This window comes from Nocardia sp. NRRL WC-3656 (assembly GCF_000720265.1).
Taxonomy (GTDB): Bacteria; Actinomycetota; Actinomycetes; order Mycobacteriales; family Mycobacteriaceae; genus Nocardia; species Nocardia nova.
The window spans coordinates 1-16,716 of sequence record NZ_JOJF01000022.1 but is presented as its reverse complement, the minus strand read 5'-3'; the positions used below and the strand labels follow the sequence as shown (position 1 = coordinate 16,716).

General features: G+C 68.0%; 17 protein-coding genes and 1 tRNA gene. 5 read left to right on the top strand and 13 right to left on the bottom strand.

Features of this window, described 5'->3' with window-relative positions; translation table 11 throughout:
* Nucleotides 1–3: 3 nt before the first annotated feature.
* Both IG65_RS0125055 and IG65_RS0125050 read right to left on the bottom strand, forming a co-directional pair.
* The gene (locus IG65_RS0125055; RefSeq protein WP_081879751.1) at nucleotides 4–708 is read right to left on the bottom strand and encodes a TetR/AcrR family transcriptional regulator; all 705 of its coding nucleotides are present in this window, start codon (nucleotides 706–708) and stop codon (nucleotides 4–6) included.
* A 247-nt stretch (nucleotides 709–955) separates the two neighbouring features.
* Nucleotides 956–2,125, bottom strand: coding sequence for a pyridoxal phosphate-dependent aminotransferase (locus IG65_RS0125050; RefSeq protein WP_030517402.1), 1,170 nt, complete (start codon nucleotides 2,123–2,125; stop codon nucleotides 956–958).
* 131 nt (nucleotides 2,126–2,256) lie between these two features.
* Between IG65_RS0125050 and IG65_RS0125045 the strand changes: the two genes are divergently transcribed.
* On the top strand, nucleotides 2,257–3,261 hold the full coding sequence (locus IG65_RS0125045; protein ID WP_051756834.1) for a M23 family metallopeptidase: 1,005 nt from the start codon (nucleotides 2,257–2,259) through the stop codon (nucleotides 3,259–3,261).
* Nucleotides 3,262–3,323: 62 nt separating this feature from the next.
* Here IG65_RS0125045 and purD read toward each other — a convergent pair whose 3' ends face one another.
* Nucleotides 3,324–4,616: a phosphoribosylamine--glycine ligase gene (gene purD, locus IG65_RS0125040; RefSeq protein WP_030517400.1), complete on the bottom strand. Its 1,293-nt coding sequence runs from the start codon at nucleotides 4,614–4,616 to the stop codon at nucleotides 3,324–3,326.
* A 105-nt stretch (nucleotides 4,617–4,721) separates the two neighbouring features.
* Between purD and IG65_RS0125035 the strand changes: the two genes are divergently transcribed.
* Nucleotides 4,722–5,147 (top strand): HIT family protein, encoded by a 426-nt coding sequence (locus tag IG65_RS0125035; protein WP_030517399.1) that lies wholly within the window; start codon nucleotides 4,722–4,724, stop codon nucleotides 5,145–5,147.
* 15 nt (nucleotides 5,148–5,162) lie between these two features.
* Here IG65_RS0125035 and IG65_RS0125030 read toward each other — a convergent pair whose 3' ends face one another.
* The 3 genes from IG65_RS0125030 to IG65_RS0125020 all read right to left on the bottom strand — a co-directional run bounded on the left by IG65_RS0125030 (nucleotide 5,163) and on the right by IG65_RS0125020 (nucleotide 8,137).
* Nucleotides 5,163–6,566 (bottom strand): sensor histidine kinase, encoded by a 1,404-nt coding sequence (locus tag IG65_RS0125030; protein WP_030517398.1) that lies wholly within the window; start codon nucleotides 6,564–6,566, stop codon nucleotides 5,163–5,165.
* A gap of 194 nt (nucleotides 6,567–6,760) precedes the next feature.
* Nucleotides 6,761–7,498: a response regulator transcription factor gene (locus tag IG65_RS0125025; protein WP_030517397.1), complete on the bottom strand. Its 738-nt coding sequence runs from the start codon at nucleotides 7,496–7,498 to the stop codon at nucleotides 6,761–6,763.
* Between the two features lie 150 nt (nucleotides 7,499–7,648).
* Nucleotides 7,649–8,137, bottom strand: coding sequence for a hypothetical protein (locus tag IG65_RS0125020; RefSeq protein WP_156055760.1), 489 nt, complete (start codon nucleotides 8,135–8,137; stop codon nucleotides 7,649–7,651).
* 304 nt (nucleotides 8,138–8,441) lie between these two features.
* Here IG65_RS0125020 and IG65_RS0125015 point away from each other — a divergent pair, with 304 nt between their 5' ends.
* Nucleotides 8,442–8,648: a hypothetical protein gene (locus tag IG65_RS0125015; protein WP_030517395.1), complete on the top strand. Its 207-nt coding sequence runs from the start codon at nucleotides 8,442–8,444 to the stop codon at nucleotides 8,646–8,648.
* 42 nt (nucleotides 8,649–8,690) lie between these two features.
* Here IG65_RS0125015 and IG65_RS0125010 read toward each other — a convergent pair.
* The 3 genes from IG65_RS0125010 to IG65_RS0125000 all read right to left on the bottom strand — a co-directional run bounded on the left by IG65_RS0125010 (nucleotide 8,691) and on the right by IG65_RS0125000 (nucleotide 10,164).
* Nucleotides 8,691–8,765, bottom strand: a tRNA-Thr gene (locus tag IG65_RS0125010).
* 158 nt (nucleotides 8,766–8,923) lie between these two features.
* Nucleotides 8,924–9,166, bottom strand: a complete 243-nt coding sequence (locus IG65_RS0125005) for an MbtH family protein (protein ID WP_011207082.1) — start codon at nucleotides 9,164–9,166, stop codon at nucleotides 8,924–8,926.
* Nucleotides 9,167–9,324: 158 nt separating this feature from the next.
* On the bottom strand, nucleotides 9,325–10,164 hold the full coding sequence (locus IG65_RS0125000; RefSeq protein WP_030517394.1) for an alpha/beta fold hydrolase: 840 nt from the start codon (nucleotides 10,162–10,164) through the stop codon (nucleotides 9,325–9,327).
* Between the two features lie 270 nt (nucleotides 10,165–10,434).
* Here IG65_RS0125000 and IG65_RS38640 point away from each other — a divergent pair, with 270 nt between their 5' ends.
* Together IG65_RS38640 and IG65_RS0124990 are read left to right on the top strand one after the other, a co-directional pair.
* Nucleotides 10,435–10,602 carry a hypothetical protein gene (locus IG65_RS38640; protein WP_169812365.1) on the top strand — a complete coding sequence of 56 codons (168 nt, stop codon included), beginning with the start codon at nucleotides 10,435–10,437 and terminating at the stop codon, nucleotides 10,600–10,602.
* Between the two features lie 99 nt (nucleotides 10,603–10,701).
* Complete coding sequence (locus tag IG65_RS0124990; protein WP_030517393.1) at nucleotides 10,702–12,249, top strand: trehalose-6-phosphate synthase; 1,548 nt, start codon at nucleotides 10,702–10,704, stop codon at nucleotides 12,247–12,249.
* 358 nt (nucleotides 12,250–12,607) lie between these two features.
* Here IG65_RS0124990 and IG65_RS0124985 read toward each other — a convergent pair whose 3' ends face one another.
* Genes IG65_RS0124985 through IG65_RS0124970 form a run of 4 tightly spaced genes read right to left on the bottom strand, consistent with a single transcriptional unit; the run spans nucleotide 12,608 to nucleotide 16,618 of the window.
* Nucleotides 12,608–13,108, bottom strand: a complete 501-nt coding sequence (locus IG65_RS0124985; RefSeq protein ID WP_030517392.1) for a h domain protein — start codon at nucleotides 13,106–13,108, stop codon at nucleotides 12,608–12,610.
* Nucleotides 13,105–13,953, bottom strand: a complete 849-nt coding sequence (locus IG65_RS36100; RefSeq protein ID WP_051756832.1) for a hypothetical protein — start codon at nucleotides 13,951–13,953, stop codon at nucleotides 13,105–13,107. Before IG65_RS36100 ends, IG65_RS0124985 begins: the two co-directional genes overlap by 4 nt.
* Entirely contained in the window at nucleotides 13,950–15,374 is a 1,425-nt protein-coding gene (locus tag IG65_RS0124975) for an MCE family protein (protein ID WP_030517390.1), read from the bottom strand. The genes IG65_RS36100 and IG65_RS0124975 overlap by 4 nt, the downstream gene beginning before the upstream one ends.
* Entirely contained in the window at nucleotides 15,371–16,618 is a 1,248-nt protein-coding gene (locus IG65_RS0124970; protein WP_030517389.1) for an MCE family protein, read from the bottom strand. The genes IG65_RS0124975 and IG65_RS0124970 overlap by 4 nt, the downstream gene beginning before the upstream one ends.
* Between the last annotated feature and the right edge of the window lie 98 nt (nucleotides 16,619–16,716).

Here is a 16,716-nt window from a genome sequence, read left to right as displayed (position 1 = left end):
CAGTCAGTCTAATGTTCGATGCCTGCTCGGTTGCTGGGGCATGGCCGCGGGCAGGTGCTGCGCCGCGGCCGGTGGCACGGTCTGCGGCGCCATCAGCGGTTGCGGCACCGGCGGAGCGATCACATCGATCAATTCCAGCAGCGCGCCGCGGGCGGTCCGGCGCGGTTGCGGATCGGATTCGGCCAGCGCGGCGACCACCGCTCCGTCGACCACCGCCACCAGCCGGCGCAACTGATCGGTGCGCACCATCCGATCGGATCGGCGCAGCACATCGGCCAATAAGTCCTCGAGCTGGGCGCGTAACCGCAGCTGCACCTCGCGTAGTTCCGGATGCCGGGCCGAGGCCACCGACCGCTCGTAGCGGGCGATCAGCCGCCCGCGGGCGAATTCGTCGGGGCCGTCGGTGCCGACCATCAGATCCACGATCAGATCGACGGTCGCCTCGGCGCCGCGTTTGCGGTGGGTGACCTCGCCGATCCGGCGGCGCATCGACTCGAGTTCGGCATTGCCGCTGAACTCGACCGCGCGCGCGATCAGATCCTCGAGGGATTCGAAATAGTAGGTCGTGGATGCCAGGGGCAGATCCGCGCGCGTCGCCACCGAACGGTGGCGCACGGCATCGAAGCCACCTTCGAGTAGCAACTCCGCGGCAGCCGCAACCAACGCTTGGCGACGCCTTTCGCCTTTCGGGGTCGTCGCGGTGATCACCGTGTCATCGTGCCAGTCATCATCGGTTCATCCGTGCCAAATCGGTGCGATCTGTGCAAATCTGTGCGTCTGTGCAATCCCGGCCGAATCGTTGCTGTGCAATCGACCATGGGACCGCGCAAATTTCCGGGATCCGATCCGAGCGGACAGCCGGGATCGGTTCGAAATAGCAAGGGTTGAAATCACAACCCGAATCATTTGTACCGCATCCACGCGCTCCGGTGGGCCGGTACGGAAAGTCTGTGCGTCAGCTCAGATATCGGCCGAGTCGCACCAGCGCCTCCTCGATATCCGCGGTGGCGCCGGCGAAGGAGAATCGGACCGTGCGGTGTCCGTTACGGGTGTCGAAATCGATCCCGGGCGCGAGGGCGACACCCGTGTGCGCCAACAGATCCGCGCACCAGCGCGTCGAATCCTGGCTCAGATGACCGATATCGGCGTACGCGTAGAAGGCGCCGTCGGCCGGCGCCAGATCGCTGATGCCGAGGGCGGGCAGCCCCTCGAGCAGTAACGACCGGTTGCGGGCATAGCGGCGGACGTGTCCGTCGAGTTCGGATTTGGCCTCCGGGCCGAACGCGTGCGCCGCCGCGAATTGCGAGATGGCCGGCGGGCAGACGGTCATATTGGACGCCAGCCGCTGCAGCGCCGGGCGCAGCCGCGCCGGTGCCAGCATCCAGCCCAGCCGCCAGCCCGTCATCGAGAAATACTTCGACACCGAACCGATCACCACCGATTCGCGCGAGGTCTCCCACGCCGAGCTCACCGGTTCGGTATCGCCGTCGACGCCCGAATAGGCGATGCCGTGATAGATCTCGTCGGAGATCAGCAGCGTGCCGTGCTCGTCGCACCAGCGGGCCAGGGCCGCCAGCTCGTCCGGGGCGATCATGGTGCCGGTCGGGTTCGCCGGGCTGGCGACGATCAGGCCGGCGGGCGGTTCGGGCAGCTCCTCCAGCATCGCCACCGTCGGCTGGAACCGGGTCCGGGGGCCGCAATCGAGTTCGATCACCCGGCAGCCCAGTGCGGTGAGGGTGTTGCGGTAGGCGGGGTAACCCGGGCGAGCGACCACGACGGTGTCGCCGATGTCGAATGCGGCCAGGAAGATCAGCGTGAACGCGCCCGAGGAGCCGGTCGTGATCACCACGTCGTCGGACTCGACCTCGACGCCGTAGGTGTCGCGATGATGGGCCGCGATGGCCGAGCGCAATTCGGGGATGCCGAAAGTCTCGGTGTAGCCGAGTAATTCGGCGTCGAGGGCCGCCTGGGTGGCGCGGCGCACCGGCACCGGGGCGGGCGTGGAGGGCTGGCCCGCCGCCAGGACCAGCACGTCGCCGTGGGTGCGGGCGCGTTCGGCCGCGGCCTTCCAGACGTCCATGACGTAGAAGGTCGGAACGGTGGACCGCCGGGATTCGCTGCGCACCAGACGACGGTAGAACACCGCCTCGGCAGGCCGGCGCGCAGTCCGTTTCCCGGGCACCGACGCCTGAGACGTTGCTGTGCGCCGCCGCGCCTCCCTGCGTGTCCGGGCGGGCCCCTGTTATCGTCGGCAGAATGCCTGACCAGGCACGCCGCGCGAAGTCGTACCAGGGGGGCTGGACCGTGATCCGCCCCGACTGGCGAACGACGCTGCGCCGCGACCGTCCCTCGATCGCGCATCGCCTGCGTTCCTCGGCCCGCCGATCGCGTGAATTCGGGCAGGTCGCGGCGGTCGAATGGCGCACGCGGGTGGGGCGCTGGTGGCAGATGATGCGGGATCGACACTGGCGCGAGGAATTCGAGACCCTGTGGCCACGGCTGCGCGGCTGGGTCGGCGACCATCGGGTGCTGGTGATCGGCATGGTAGTGGTCGGACTGTTCGCCGCCGCCGACGCCGTGGCGCCGCAACCGGTCGACTCGACGCCGAAACCCGGTGCGGCACAGCGGATCGCGGTGGCCTATCCGCTCCAGGTGCAGGCCGAACCCGAAACCAGCAAGCGCTATCTGACCGCCATCGACAACGGCGAGCGCATGCGCGAGGCGCAGGTGGTCGCCGCGGCGTCGCGGGCCACCCTGGAACGCGCGAAGGCCGAAGCCGCCGCGGCGGTCGCCGGGACGCCGCAACCGTGGCTGTCCGGGCCGGCCACCACGATTCCCGGCGGCATCCTCCCGGGCGGAATCGCCCCGGGCATCGGCGGTTTCGCCCTGCCCGCGCGCGGCGTGTTCACCTCCGGTTACGGGGGCCGGTGGGGCACCTTCCACTACGGGATCGATATCGCGGCGCCCATCGGTTCGCCGATCTACGCCGTCGCCGACGGCACCGTCATCGACGCCGGGCCGGCGCAGGGCTTCGGACTGTGGGTGCGCATCCGCCACGACGACGGCACCATCTCGGTGTACGGCCACATGTACGACTTCTCGGTGTCGGTCGGCGAGCGGGTGCGCGCCGGTCAGCAGATCGCCCGCATCGGCAACCGCGGCGATTCCACCGGCCCGCACCTGCACTTCGAGATCCTCATCGGCGGACAGCACGTGGACCCGCAGCCGTGGCTGGCCATGCACGGCATTCAGGTCGGCTGAACCCGGCGGGCTCGCTTCGGCCTTTGTGCGCCTCGAAATCGGTGGGGCCGAAGCTGATTCGGCTACACGCGGGTGGGGAGCGAGATGCGGTCCTCGACGGCGGCGAGACCGATATCGGTGCGGAAGTGGCTGCCGGGCAGTTTGATTCCCGCGATGCGTGCGTAGGCGTTCGTGCGAGCCGCGGTCAGATCCCCACCTGTGGCAACGACATTCAGCACACGCCCGCCGGCCGACAGCAGTGCGCCGTCCGCGCGCAGCGCCGTACCGGCGTGCAGCACTTCGGCATTCGCGCTTCCCTCCGAGGCCGGGGCGCTCTCGGCGCCGGAGATGACGTCACCGGTGCGGGGGCGGCCCGGATAGTTCTCCGCGGCCAGCACCACCGTGATCGCCGCGCCGTCCTTCCAGACCGGCGGCTGCGCCTGCGCCAGCGTGCCGGTCGCGGTGGCGTGCAGCAGGGCGCCGAGCGGACTGTCGAGCAGCGCGAGCACGGCCTGGGTCTCGGGATCGCCGAAGCGGCAATTGAATTCGACGACCGCGGGTCCGGCCTGGCCGATCGCCAGACCCGCGTAGAGCAGGCCGGAGAACGGGACACCACGCCGAACCATCTCGGCGGCAACGGGTTTGACCACATCGTCGACGATTTCGGTGACGGTCTCCGGCGGCAGCCACGGCAGCGGGGTGTAGGCGCCCATGCCGCCGGTGTTGGGGCCGGTGTCGCCGTCGCCGACGCGCTTGTGGTCCTGCGCGGGCAGCAGCGGCACCACGGTCTCGCCGTCGACCAGGCAGAACAGGGAGACCTCGGGACCGTCGAGGAACGATTCCAGCAGCACCGGATGGCCCTGCTCGAGCAGTTCGGCACCGTGGTCGCGGGCCGCGGACCGATCGGCGGTGACCACCACGCCCTTACCCGCGGCCAGCCCGTCGTCCTTGACGACCCAGGTCGGCCCGAAGCGATCCAGTGCGGCGTCGAGCTCGCCCGGATGATCGACGACCTCGCTGTGCGCGGTGCGCACCCCGGCCGCGGCCATCACGTCCTTGGCGAACGCCTTCGATCCCTCGATCCGCGCGGCGGCGGCCGACGGTCCGAAGCAGGCGATCCCCGCCGCCCGGACCGCGTCGGCGATGCCGAGCACGAGCGGCACCTCGGGACCGATCACCACCAGATCGGCGGCGAAATCCCGGGCCAGGTCCACGACGGCCTCCGCGCTGGCCGGATCGACCGCCCGCACCTCGGCAACCTGGCCGATCCCCGGATTGCCGGGCGCGGCCGCGATCGCGGTGACCCCGGGATCCCGACGCAGGGCTTCCACCAGGGCGTGTTCACGGGCTCCGGATCCGATGACGAGTACGCGCACGCGTGACAGCTTAGGGGACGCAGGTGAACAGCAGATGCGGGTACCGGGAGGACAGCCCGCCGCCCCGGCCTCCGCCTCCCGGCCGGGCGGGGCAGTATGAAACCCATGCCATCTGTATTCAGCGCGATCATTGCCGGACAGCTGCCGGGGCGGTTCGTGTGGGAGGACGAGGAATTCGTCGCCTTCCTGACCATCGCTCCGGTCACCCAGGGTCATACGCTCGTGGTTCCTCGCAAGGAGATCGACCAGTGGCAGGATCTGGATCCCGCCACGTTCGCGCGGATCAACGAGGTCGCTCAGAAGATCGGCCAGGCGGTGCGCAAGGCGTGGGACGCGCCGCGCGCGGGCCTGCTGATCGCCGGGCTGGAGGTGCCGCACCTGCACGTGCACGTCTTCCCGGCGTTCGAGCTGGGCGATTTCAACATCTCGGGCGCGGACACCGATCCGAGCCCGGAATCGCTGGACGAGGCGCAGGACAAGATCACGCAGGCGCTGCGCGATCTCGGCTACGGCGCGAACGTCCCGGCCTGACGCACCGAGCCTGAATCACTGCTGCGAACGGGGCAGGCGCACCGCGAAGGTGGTGCCCTGTCCCACCGCGCTGTGCACCGCGACCGTGCCGCCGTGCGCGGCGACCAGCGCCTGCACGATCGACAGACCCAGTCCGGTGCCACCGCTGTCGCGGCTGCGTGAGGTGTCGGTGCGGTAGAAGCGTTCGAAGATGCGCTCGGCGTCCTCGGTGGGCAGGCCCGGCCCGGTGTCGGCGACCTCGATGACCACCTCGTCCGGAGCGGGTGTCAGCGCGACGGTGACCGCCGCGTCGGGCGGGGTGTGGATCAGCGCGTTGTTGACCAGATTGCCCAGCACCTGACGCAACCGCGCTTCGTCGCCACGCACCTCCAATGTCCCTGTGCCCGGGCGTATTTCCAGGTCGATGGGTCGACGCGGCTCCTCGGGTCGCTGGGCCGCGTCGACGGCGCGGGCACTGTGCACCGCATCGCTGGCCAGTGCCAGCAGATCCACCGGCCGGCGTTCCACCGGGCGCTGCGCGTCGAGGCGAGCCAGCATCAGCAGGTCCTCCACCAGCAGGCTCATCCGCTTGGACTCGCGTTCGATCCGGTCCATGAACAGGGCCGGATCCGCCAGCGCCCCTTGCCGATACAACTCCGCGAAACCCTTGATCGTGGTCAGCGGGGTCCGCAGTTCATGGCTGGCATCGGCGACGAACCGCCGCATCCGGGCCTCCGAACGCCGCGCGGATTCCTCGGATGCCTCGGTGGCGGCGAAGGCGCTCTGAATCTGGGACAGCATGCCATTGAGCGATTGCGAGAGCCGATCGACCTCGGTGTTGGTGCCCTGCACCGGAACTCGCCGATGCAGATCCCCGCTCGCGATGGCCGCGGCGGTCTTCTCCACCTCACCGAGCGGGCGCAGACTCCGGCGAATCACGAACTGCGCCACCACCGCGAGTACGGCGAGCACGATGAGGCCCACCGCGACCTGCAACCCGATCAGACGATCGATGATGTTCTCGGTTTCGGTGAGGCGCAGCGCGACCACACTGGATCCCTGCGGAGTCACCACCTCGAGCGCGCGCCAGTGTTCGTCGGGGTCGCCGACCGATCCCACGGTCTCGGGATGTCTCGAAAGATTCGACGGAGTGTCCGGAACGGTGGGTCCGGAACTCAGCAGCAGACGCTGATTTCCGGTGGGTCCGGTCACCTGCACGTAGAACAGCGCGGGCGGGCGTTCCCGCCCCGGAGGTTGCGGAAGGTGCTGGGGCGGTGGCGCATCGGGGCTCGCCCAGCTGTGGGCGGCGTCGAACAGTTGCCGATCGACCTTGTCGATCAGCACATTTCGCATCGCGGAGGTCACCGCCACACCCGATACCAGCAGTCCGAGACCCGCCAGGCACACCAGCGCGAGCACCAGGGTGACCCGCAGCGGCACCGCGGCCAGGCGACGCGAGATCCGGTGCCGCAGTCCGCGCCGCGGCGGGGCCACGCCCTCGGCGCGTGCGCCGGTTTCGGCGATGCCACCGGGTTCGGGTTCGGTGCCCGGCTCGGCCGTACCGGCCGTCGCGAGCACCGCCTCGGTGCCGGCCGCGTCGTGGTCGGCGCGCTCGCGCACCGAGCGCGGATCGCTCATTTCGCCGACGACCGGCTGCGGCTGGGCGCGCGCATCACGTAGCCGACACCGCGCAGGGTGTGGATCAGCCGGTCGGGACCGGTGTCGACCTTCTTGCGCAGGTAGGAGACATAGGTTTCCACCACGCCCACCTCGCCGCCGAAGTCGTAGCGCCAGACGTGATCGAGGATGCGCGGCTTGCTCAGCACCGTGCCGGCATTGACCATGAAGTATCGGAGCAGGGTGAACTCCGTCGGCGAGAGCGCGACCGGTTCCCCGGCCTTCCACACCTCGTGCGTGTCGTCGTCGAGTTCGATGTCCTCGAAGCGGATACGCGAGGATTTCGTCTCCTCCACCACGTGACCGGAGCGGCGCAGAATCACCCGCAGCCGCGCCACCACCTCCTCGAGCGAGAAGGGTTTGGTGACGTAGTCGTCGGCCCCGAGGGTGAGGCCGGTGATCTTGTCCTCGACCTCGTCCCGCGCGGTGAGGAAGAGGACCGGGGCATCGATGCCGTCGGCGCGCAGCCGGCGCAGCAGGCCGAAGCCGTCCATACCGGGCATCATGACGTCGACGATGAGGGCGTCGGGCCGGAACTGCTTGGCCCGGTCCAGCCCTTCGGCGCCGTTGGCGGCCGTGGCCACCTCGAACCCCTGATAGCGCAGGCTCACCGACAGCAGTTCGACGATCATCGGTTCGTCGTCGACCACCAGCACCCGAGCCTCGGGGGTCCGATCGCCAGCCACTCCACTCATGCTGGATATCGTCTCTCCTACAGCCCGGAATGCGCTGAACGTTGTCTGGGAGTTTCCTGCGAGCCGGCTGCGCGACAGGTCGGAGAACAGGCGACCCGCCGACCCGGGCGGCGCCTCCCGGATCGGCGGGTCCTCGATGGTGCTGCGCTCTTATGCGGCGGCCTTCAGATCGGCGCCGAGCGTCTTCGCGTCACCCTTGATCGTCTTCAGGGTGTCGGCGGCGGAGCTGCCGTCCAGGCTGTCCTTGGTCTTGGCCTGCTGCAGTTCCTGACGGAACTTGTTGAACTCCTCCTTCACCTTGGCGGGCACGGCGGCCTCGTTGTGGGTGAGGGTGTCGATGTCCTTGTCGAGCGACTTCTCGAGGTCCTCCGGCTTGTCGGTGTCCTGAATCTCGGTGAGAACCTTCTGGATCGCGTCCACGGAGGGCGCGGCCGGCTGGTCGTCACCGTCGTCGTCCTTGTGCTTGTCGGCGCCGAACGCCGAGCCCGTGGACAGCTTGGGAGCCGACGGCGCGCTGCTGGTCGTGGGCGCGGCGGAGGGGGTATCAGCCGAGGCGACGGAGGCGGTAGCGCCGGCGATCGAGACCGAGAGGGCGGCGAAGGCGGTCGTTGCCAAGATCCGGCGGGTGGCTGTTGTCATATCGACAGTCATCTCCTAACTTCGGTGGGTTTCATCAGGTGCGTTGCCACGAATCTGCTCGGGCAGGAAGTCCTGCCCGGACAGCGGCCGCGGCAACGGGGCCCGACGCTAGGGGGACGGCTCGGAGCGGCGCAATGGCCCGAAACGGAAACCACCAGGTCGGCATGCGAGGTTTAGCGACGGTTTTGCTGACGACTTTTCGCCCGTTCATCGCGGGGTGGCGGGCGCTTAACTTTCATCACGGCGGCGCGGATCGGAGCACACTGCGCCCGAAAAGAGCAGAATGGACACCGGAAAGGTCGTCATGGCAGCGATACGGGGCCTGCTCGACGTGGTGTTGGGCATCCTGACGGCCGTGCTGGGCACGGTGGTCGGATTATTGGCGCTCGTCGTCTGGATCCTCGGCGCGGTGTTGTGCGTGACGATCCTGTTGATTCCGCTGGGAATCCCCGTCATCAAACTCGGCAGCCGCCTGTTCGGCCTGGCCCGGCAGCTGATGCATCTCCCCTGACGCGAAAAAGCTCCGACCTGCTTTCGCAGGCCGGAGCCCGAGTGGAGCCCCCTGTCAGGATTGAACTGACGACCTTCGCTTTACAAGAGCGGTGCTCTACCACTGAGCTAAGGAGGCGGGTGAAGCGGTGCCATCATAACCGGGGCGCGGGCCGTCCGGAAAAATCGTTCACCACTGTAGGAGGGAGCGGCGGATCGCAGCGGCTGCGTGTGCCCCTCAGGGCAGCACGCAGCCGCCGATCACCGTCGCTCCGCGCAGTTTCGTCCGGCGCGGAATCAGGACTGGGCGCCCTGGCGAGCCGCGTCGTCGGCCGCCATCGCGTCACGCAGGCTCTTGGGACGCATATCCGTCCAGTTCTTCTCCACGTATTCGACGCAGGCAGCGCGGCTGTCCTCGCCGAACACCACTCGCCACCCGGCCGGGACCTCGGCGAAAGCAGGCCACAGGGAATGCTGCTCCTCGTCGTTGACCAGAACGAAGAAGCGGCCGTCCTCGTCGTCGAAGGGGTTGGTGCTCATTTCACCTCACTGGATGCTGGCGCTGTGTACGGGAACGCGCTGGATACGGAACTCGCGGGGCGCGGGCACGAGCCGAAACCGACCTGAGCCGACCGACCAGAGCCGTAGCCCCCGAGCGATGTGTCGACACTAGCAAGACCGACGTTACGCGTTGGTGGTTACCTCGAGCCCGCGAAGAAATCGAGCAGGATCTTATTGACCGCCTCGGGACGTTCCAGATACCCGTAATGCCCGGCGTCGGGGATCTCCTGGTATCGGGCGTCGGGAATGGCTTCGGCCAGCTCACGGGTCAGATACGCGGGAATCATCCGGTCGTCGGCGAATCCGATCGACAGGCACGGCACCTTGATCGCGCGATAGGCCTGCAGCCGATCGAAATCGTGATCCATCCGGCGCTGCGCCCGGATTCCCGGGGATGCCGGTCCGCCGGTGAATTCGAACAGATCCAGCCAATCGCGCGCGGAATTCGGATCGGCCATCGTGGCGGGCGAAAGATTCATCACCGCGGTCAGGGCGGCCTCGTATTTGGCGGGCAGTCGCACGCCGGAGGCGTCGAGTTCGTGTTCGCCGAGCGAGAGCGTCTTCTGGAATTGGTCGAGCCGCGCGTGTCCGGCCATGAATACGGCTTTGCGCACGAGGTCGGGGCGCGCCAGGGCCAATTCCTGCGCGACCCGCGCACCCATCGAGGTGCCGGCGACCAGGACCGGGCCCTCGTCGAGAAATTCGATCAGCGCCGCGGTGTCGGCGACCAATTCGTCGATGGTCATCCCGTCGGGCGCCTCGTAGGACGGAGCGATGCCGCGATTGTCGAACGTGCACACTCGGTAACCGGCCGCGACCAGCGCCGGAACCTGGTGCAGCTCCCACACCCGCCCGGGGCTCCCGGTGCCCATGATCAGCACGACCAGCGGGGCAGCCCCCTTGGTGTCGGTGCCTTTGGCCTTGTCTCCCTTCACCTGGTAGTTCAGCGAGATTCCATTCACCGTGGCCAACGGCATAGTGCTGCGACCCTTTCCACTCGATTCGTGCGGTGCTCGATACACGCAGTGGGCGAAATTCGCCTCCCTACCAACGTTATAGGTTCCCGAGGCTCCAGCGTTTCGCCGGTGTGGCGGGTGTCGCCCCGCGCTGTTGCGGTTCGGCAGCGGTCGGTACCGAGTCGACGGACCCTTGTGCGGCGACCGATACCATTGACAGCGCACGGCGCCGACACCACGACGGTCGAACCCCACCGCCGTGCCACGACCCCGAGCCGAGAGGACACGATGATGGCCGCGAAGAGCGCCAACGACATCGCGGACGACGACCTGGAACCGCTCGCCGACGAGACCGCACGGCAGGCTCAGCGCGTCGTGGCCGCCTACGCCAACGATGCCGACGAATGCCGGATGCTGCTGTCGATGCTCGGAATCGGTCCCAGCGCGCGCAGCGAATAGGACGAGCCCCGCGCAGCGCAATGCGCAGCGCTCATCACAACTGAAATCCCACGCCTAGTTCCGCCATTTCGGCGACCGGAGGATCCAGCAGTGGACCAGATGCGCGACATACGCAGCGATCGATCTCGAGACGCTTCGCCGGAAACCGAATCCGCACCAGCGGACCGTCCCGGCGGCGCCGGGTCCGGTTTCGTCGTGGTCGCCAACCGGCTCCCGGTCGACCTGGAACGTCTCCCGAACGGGACCAAGCGGTGGAAGCGCAGTCCGGGCGGCCTGGTCACGGCCCTGGAGCCGGTGCTGCGCAACAACAACGGCGCCTGGGTGGGCTGGGCGGGCGTTCCCGATGTGGATGTCGATCCGATCATCGAGGACGGCCTGGAGTTGTATCCGGTGCCGTTGACCGCCGAGGAGGTCGCCGCCTACTACGAGGGATTCTCCAACGGCACGCTGTGGCCGCTCTATCACGACGTGATCGTGCGGCCGGAGTACCACCGCGACTGGTGGACCGCCTACGTGGACGTGAACCGGCGCTTCGCCGAGTACACCGCGAAGGTGGCCGCCGAGGGCGCGACGGTGTGGGTACAGGACTACCAGCTGCAGTTGGTGCCGAAGATGCTGCGCATGCTGCGGCCCGATCTGACCATCGGATTCTTCCTGCACATCCCGTTCCCCCCGGTCGAGCTGTTCATGCAGCTGCCGTGGCGCACCGAGATCGTGGAGGGTCTGCTCGGCGCCGACCTGATCGGCTTCCACCTGCCCGGCGGCGCGCAGAACTTCCTGTACCTGGCGAGAAGGCTTGCCGGACAACCCACCTCGCGCGGCACGGTCGGTGTGCGGTCGAAACTCGGTGTGGTGCAGGTCGGTTTCCGCACGGTGCGGGTCGGCGCCTTCCCGATCTCGATCGCCTCCGCCGAACTCGACGAGCTGTCGCGAAGACGCTCGGTGCGGGAGCGCGCCGCTCAGATCCGCAGGGAGCTGGGCAACCCCAAGCACATCCTGCTCGGTGTGGACCGCCTGGACTACACCAAGGGCATCGATATCCGCCTGGCGGCGCTGCAGGAACTCCTGCACGAGGGCCGGCTGGACCCGGCCGAGACGGTGATGGTGCAGCTGGCCACGCCGAGTCGCGAACGGGTGGAGAGCTACATCCAGATGCGCGGCGACATCGAACGTCAGGTGGGCCGCATCAACGGCGAATTCTCCCGCGTCGGTTACCCTTTCGTGCACTATCTGCACCGGCCGATCCCCCGCGACGAACTGGTCGCCTTCTTCGTCGCCGCCGACGTCATGCTGGTGACCCCGCTGCGCGACGGGATGAATCTGGTCGCCAAGGAGTACGTGGCCTCGCACAGCGGCCTCAACGGCGCCCTCGTGCTCAGCGAATTCACCGGCGCCGCAGCGGAATTGCGTCAGGCCTACCTGTGTAATCCGCACGATCTGGACAGCGTCGAGAACGCGATCATGTCCGCCATCGAGGACGACCCCGAAACCAAGCGGCGCCGCATGCGTTCGCTGCGCCGCCAGGTACTCGCCCACGATGTGGACCGCTGGGCGCGCTCGTTCCTCGACGCACTGGCCCAGGATCGGGTGGCCGGCAGCGCCCTGCTCACCGATGCGGATGTGGATCCGGGCGGCGCCGAGCGCTAGGCCCGCGGCGAACGCTCCGCGGCGGGGCCGGGCGAACGTTCCGGCGACTGCACAGCGACCCGAGGCGGGTACACCCTTCGAACCGACCGTCCGGCAGCCGGAGAGCGCCACCCACACCGAATCTCGGTCCTGGCCTCCGCCGGGGCAGGCGGTCGCCGCGTACCCGCCACCCCGGATTCCGCCGCACCCGCCGGATCACCACACGGTCGGTCCGTGCGGCACAGGCGCGCTTCACCGGCGGGAGATCTGCGCCGCGACCGGAGCCGGTATCGACCACCGATCCCGCCTCGGAATCGCTGTGCCGTCGACGGTAGGGACGAACCCTTAACGGGGATAACGGGATTCGCTTAACGCGGGATCAGATCGGGGTAATGGCGTCGACCAGCCAGTGGCCGCCGTCCTTGTCCAGAGCCACGCGGACCCGGCTCGGCGTCACCGTGCCCTGCGGGGAGTCCTTACTGGTGGTCACCTGGTTCAGGTACAGCAGGACGACCGCGTGCGAGCGCTCCGCGGACACCACACCGGCCGCCGTGGTGGTGGCCTGCACGGTGAGCTGCTTCTCCTTGGCGCCGGGTGCGATCGCCTGCTGAATCAGCTTCAGGTAGTCCTTGCGGAACGACGGGGTGAGGTTGTCGGCCGATTTCGGCAACTCGGCGTCGACGGTCTTGAAGTCGTAGGTGAATACCGACTCCACCGCGTGCCGGGCCGCGGGCACCGAGTCGGTACGGGCCTGCTCGACCTGTTTGTCGGACCAGTACTTGTAGCCAGTGACCGAGGCCATCGCGACCGCGGCCACGAACAGCACCGCCGCACCGATGAACAGGATGGGACGCAGCTTGCCGGAACCTTGTCTGCTCATGCCACGAACTCCACTTGCGAGGCGGTGATACCACCGTTGTCGTCGCGGTCGACCGTGACCCGGAAGCGGTAGTAGCGCTCCTGCGGATCCTTGGCACCGGCGTTGGTCAGGGTCTGCTTGGCCGCGACCAGCACCTTCGCGGTGTGGTCGTCCTGGCTTTCGACCGCGGTCTCGATGATCTCGCCGCTGGCCTTCACCTTGGCCTGCTGCACGACCTGCGCGTAGGCGTCCTTGCGCTCGGAGTACTCCTGCTTGAGCTGTCCCGAGGCGACCGAGAGCACCCGGTCGATGTCCTGCTTCGCGGTGTCGTCCTTGATGTTGGTCAGATTGAGAATGGCCTGCTTGGCGGTCTGCACATATTCCGCGCGCTGGTCGGCCTGGGCGCCGACCTGATGCTGGTGGTAGGCGAAGAAGCCGCCCGAGCCGACCAGCAGGAACAACGACAGCACCGCCACCACCGCGGCCGCCCAGCCCAGCGGTCCGAGTGAGCGCTTCGGCGGCTCGGAGGTGTCCGCCGCTGCCGTCTCCTCCGCGGAGTCGGTGAGCCGCACGGTCGTGTCGTCGTCGGCCGCCGTCGAAAGCTTCACGGTGGTCTCGGACTTCGCGTCGGCGCCGGACACTGCCTTCGATGCCGCCTCGGAGGAGGACTCGGTCGCCCTCGCCGGCGATGTGGTCGACGATTGCACCGCCTCCTCGGCAGCGCCCGCGGCGCCGAGCTTCACCGTCGCTTCGTCGGAGGGCGCGCTCTCGGTCCGGTCGACCGCTATCGCGTCGGTCGGCGCTCCGGCCTGCCGGCTGGCCCGGCGCCGGACGCGACCGGTGGGTGTGGAATTCGATTCGCTCATTTCTGTTGCTCCTCGAGCATCGCCTGCCAACTGGACGGTACAGTGCCCGATCCGTCGGGGCCCACATCCCCCTGTCGGTAGGTCCGGCCGTCGGGTCCGGTGAAGGTGTGGTTCTTCAGGTCGTAGGTGCGCAGCGCCGCCGCCGGTTGGCTCTGCGCGGCCGGAGCGTCGCCGGGGTTGGCCGCCGGCTCACCGGACGGGGTGACCGGGTGCGGATCGCCGAAGGGCGGGTTGTCGCCCTCGGGCACATAACCCTGCGGGTCGTGGCAGAGCTCCGGACTCGGAGCCCGCTTACCCGGCACGTCCGCACACGGCGTGTTGCGGATACCGCGCACCGCTTCCTTGGCGTTCTGCGCCACCTTGCAGTAGAGATTCGGCGGCGTGTCCGGGGTGTCCTTCAGGGCCGGCGAGCGGCGCTGATCCTGCGGCAGGAAGCCGGTGGTGCAGCCGGGCGGGTCGTTGAGCCCGAGCATGAAGTCGACCATGGCGCCGTATTGCGTGGGCCCGCGGATGGATGTCAGCAGCGCCGCCACCAGCTGCGGGTAGATCACCAGGATCTGTTCCACACCTGCGTGGTAGGTCACCCCGACCTGGCCGACGCTGGTCAGATTCGACAGCAGCAGCGGCAGCGTCGGCCGCAGATCCTGGAAGGTCTGCGACACCTTCTGCGCGGCCGCGGGGGTGCGGTCGAGCAACTGCCCCAGCGAGGGGTCGTGCTGGCGCAACTGATCGGTGACGGTCGCCAAATCCTTTGTCCACGAACGAATCGCGGCGTCGGACTGGTTCTGGGTGTCGAGCAGCGGGCCGATCTTGTCGAGCAGATCCTTGGTCTCGTTCGTGTTCTTCTTCGCCTCCTGCACCAGCAGCGAGGCGGAGTCGATGAACTTCTGCAGATCCGGGCCCGCGCCGTTGAACGCGGTGAAGGCATCGTCGATGACCTGGCGCAGTTTGGTGTCGGCGACACTGCTGAGCAGCCGGTCGGCCTGGTCGAGCATATCGCCGACATCCTGCGGAAGTCTGGTGCGCTGCACCGGGATCACCGAACCGTCGTGCAGATTCCCGCCGTGCGGATTCTCGGCCAGGACCAGATCCACGTACTGTTCGCCGATCGCCGACACGCTCTTCACATAGGCATCGACATCACTGGGAATCTTGAAGTCGCTGTTGATCGACAGCTTGGCGTCGACCCCCTCGGGGGTGAGCTTCACATCCTCGACCTTGCCGATGTTGGTACCGCGGTAGGCGACGTTCGCGGTCGGGTACAGCCCGCCGGTGGCCTCCAGTTTCACGGTCACGCCGTAGCGGCCGATGCCGAACATGGCCGGCAGGTGGACGTAGACGCCCGCCATCACGACCAGGCCGATCACGGTCAGGATCGAGAAGATCACCAGCTGGATCCGGATGAATTTGCTGAGTTTCATCGACCCGCACCCCCTTGTTGCGGCGCGGGCACCGTCAGCCCGGGTATGGCGGGCAGATTCGGAATCGGCGGCAGGCCGGGAATACTCGGCGTCGGCGCGGCCGCTCCGGGCGCGGGCGGTGGCGGCGGTTGCATCGGCCCGGTGACCGGGTCGCCCTTACCCATCGCGGTATCGGGTGCGATCGTGCCCAGCGCGCCCTCGACCCCGCCGAAGCGGCCGCCCAGCGGCGTACCGGTGAGGAAGTTCGAATCCAGTCGCGCACCGGTGAGATCGACGGTCATCAGCAGGTTGAGGTAGTCACCCTTGAGCGCCTTGTTCAAGTTCCGCATGGGGAACGGGAAGGTGAGCAGGATCTGCAGGGCGTCGGCCAGTTTCGTTCCGGTGCTGGCCAGCGATTCCAGGGCCGGATGGAGATTGGCCAGATCCGCCTTCAGGTTGTCACCGCTCTCGGCGATCACCCGGCTCACCACATCGCTGAGATCACCCAGTGCGGTAATCGTTTTGGTGATGTTCTCGCGGCGGTCGGCCAGTACGGTGAGGGCCGGATGCAGCTGCGTGACGGCCCGGGTCACCTGTTCCTTCTGGTTGTTCAGCTGTCCGGCGAAACGGTCCAGCCCACCCATCGCGTCGATGATGTCCTTGGTCTGACCGTCCAGGGTGCTGGTCAGCTGCGCCAGCTGCGGCAGCAGATCGCGGATGGCATCCGACCGCCCGGAGAAGGTCTTGTTCAGCTCGTGGGTGATGGTCTCGAGCTGGGAGATACCGCCACCGTTGAGCACCACCGACAGCGACGACAGCGTCTGCTCGGTGGTGGGATAGACACTCGCGCGCGACAACGGGATCACATCGCCGGGCTTCAATTGGCCTTCCGGCGCAACGTCTTTCGGCGCCGACAGCTCGACGTGATTACTGCCGAGCAGGCTGGTCTGCCCGATCGCGGCCACCGTGTTGGCGGGCAGGTGCACACCCTTCTCGAGGCTCACCGTGACCAGCGCGTGCCAATCCTCGACCTGGATGTTCTTCACCGTGCCGACCGTGACGTCGTCCACCTGCACCGGCGAATTGCGGGTCAGCGTGGTGACATTCGGCATCTGGATCTTGATCTGCCAGGCGCCCTCACCCGTTCCGGCCGCACCGGGCATCGGCAGGGTGTTCAGACCGTCCCACTCGCATCCGGTGGCGCCCAACAGGATCACCAGACCGACGGCGGCACCGGCGAGTCGCATCCGTCCGCGTCGCATCATCGTCCTTACCTTTCTTTCGTGGTGATAGAGCCCGCAGCCATCGGGTTCCGAATCACCTGGGAGCGGTGGGTTTGGCTTCATGGTCGTTGCCGAGGTTC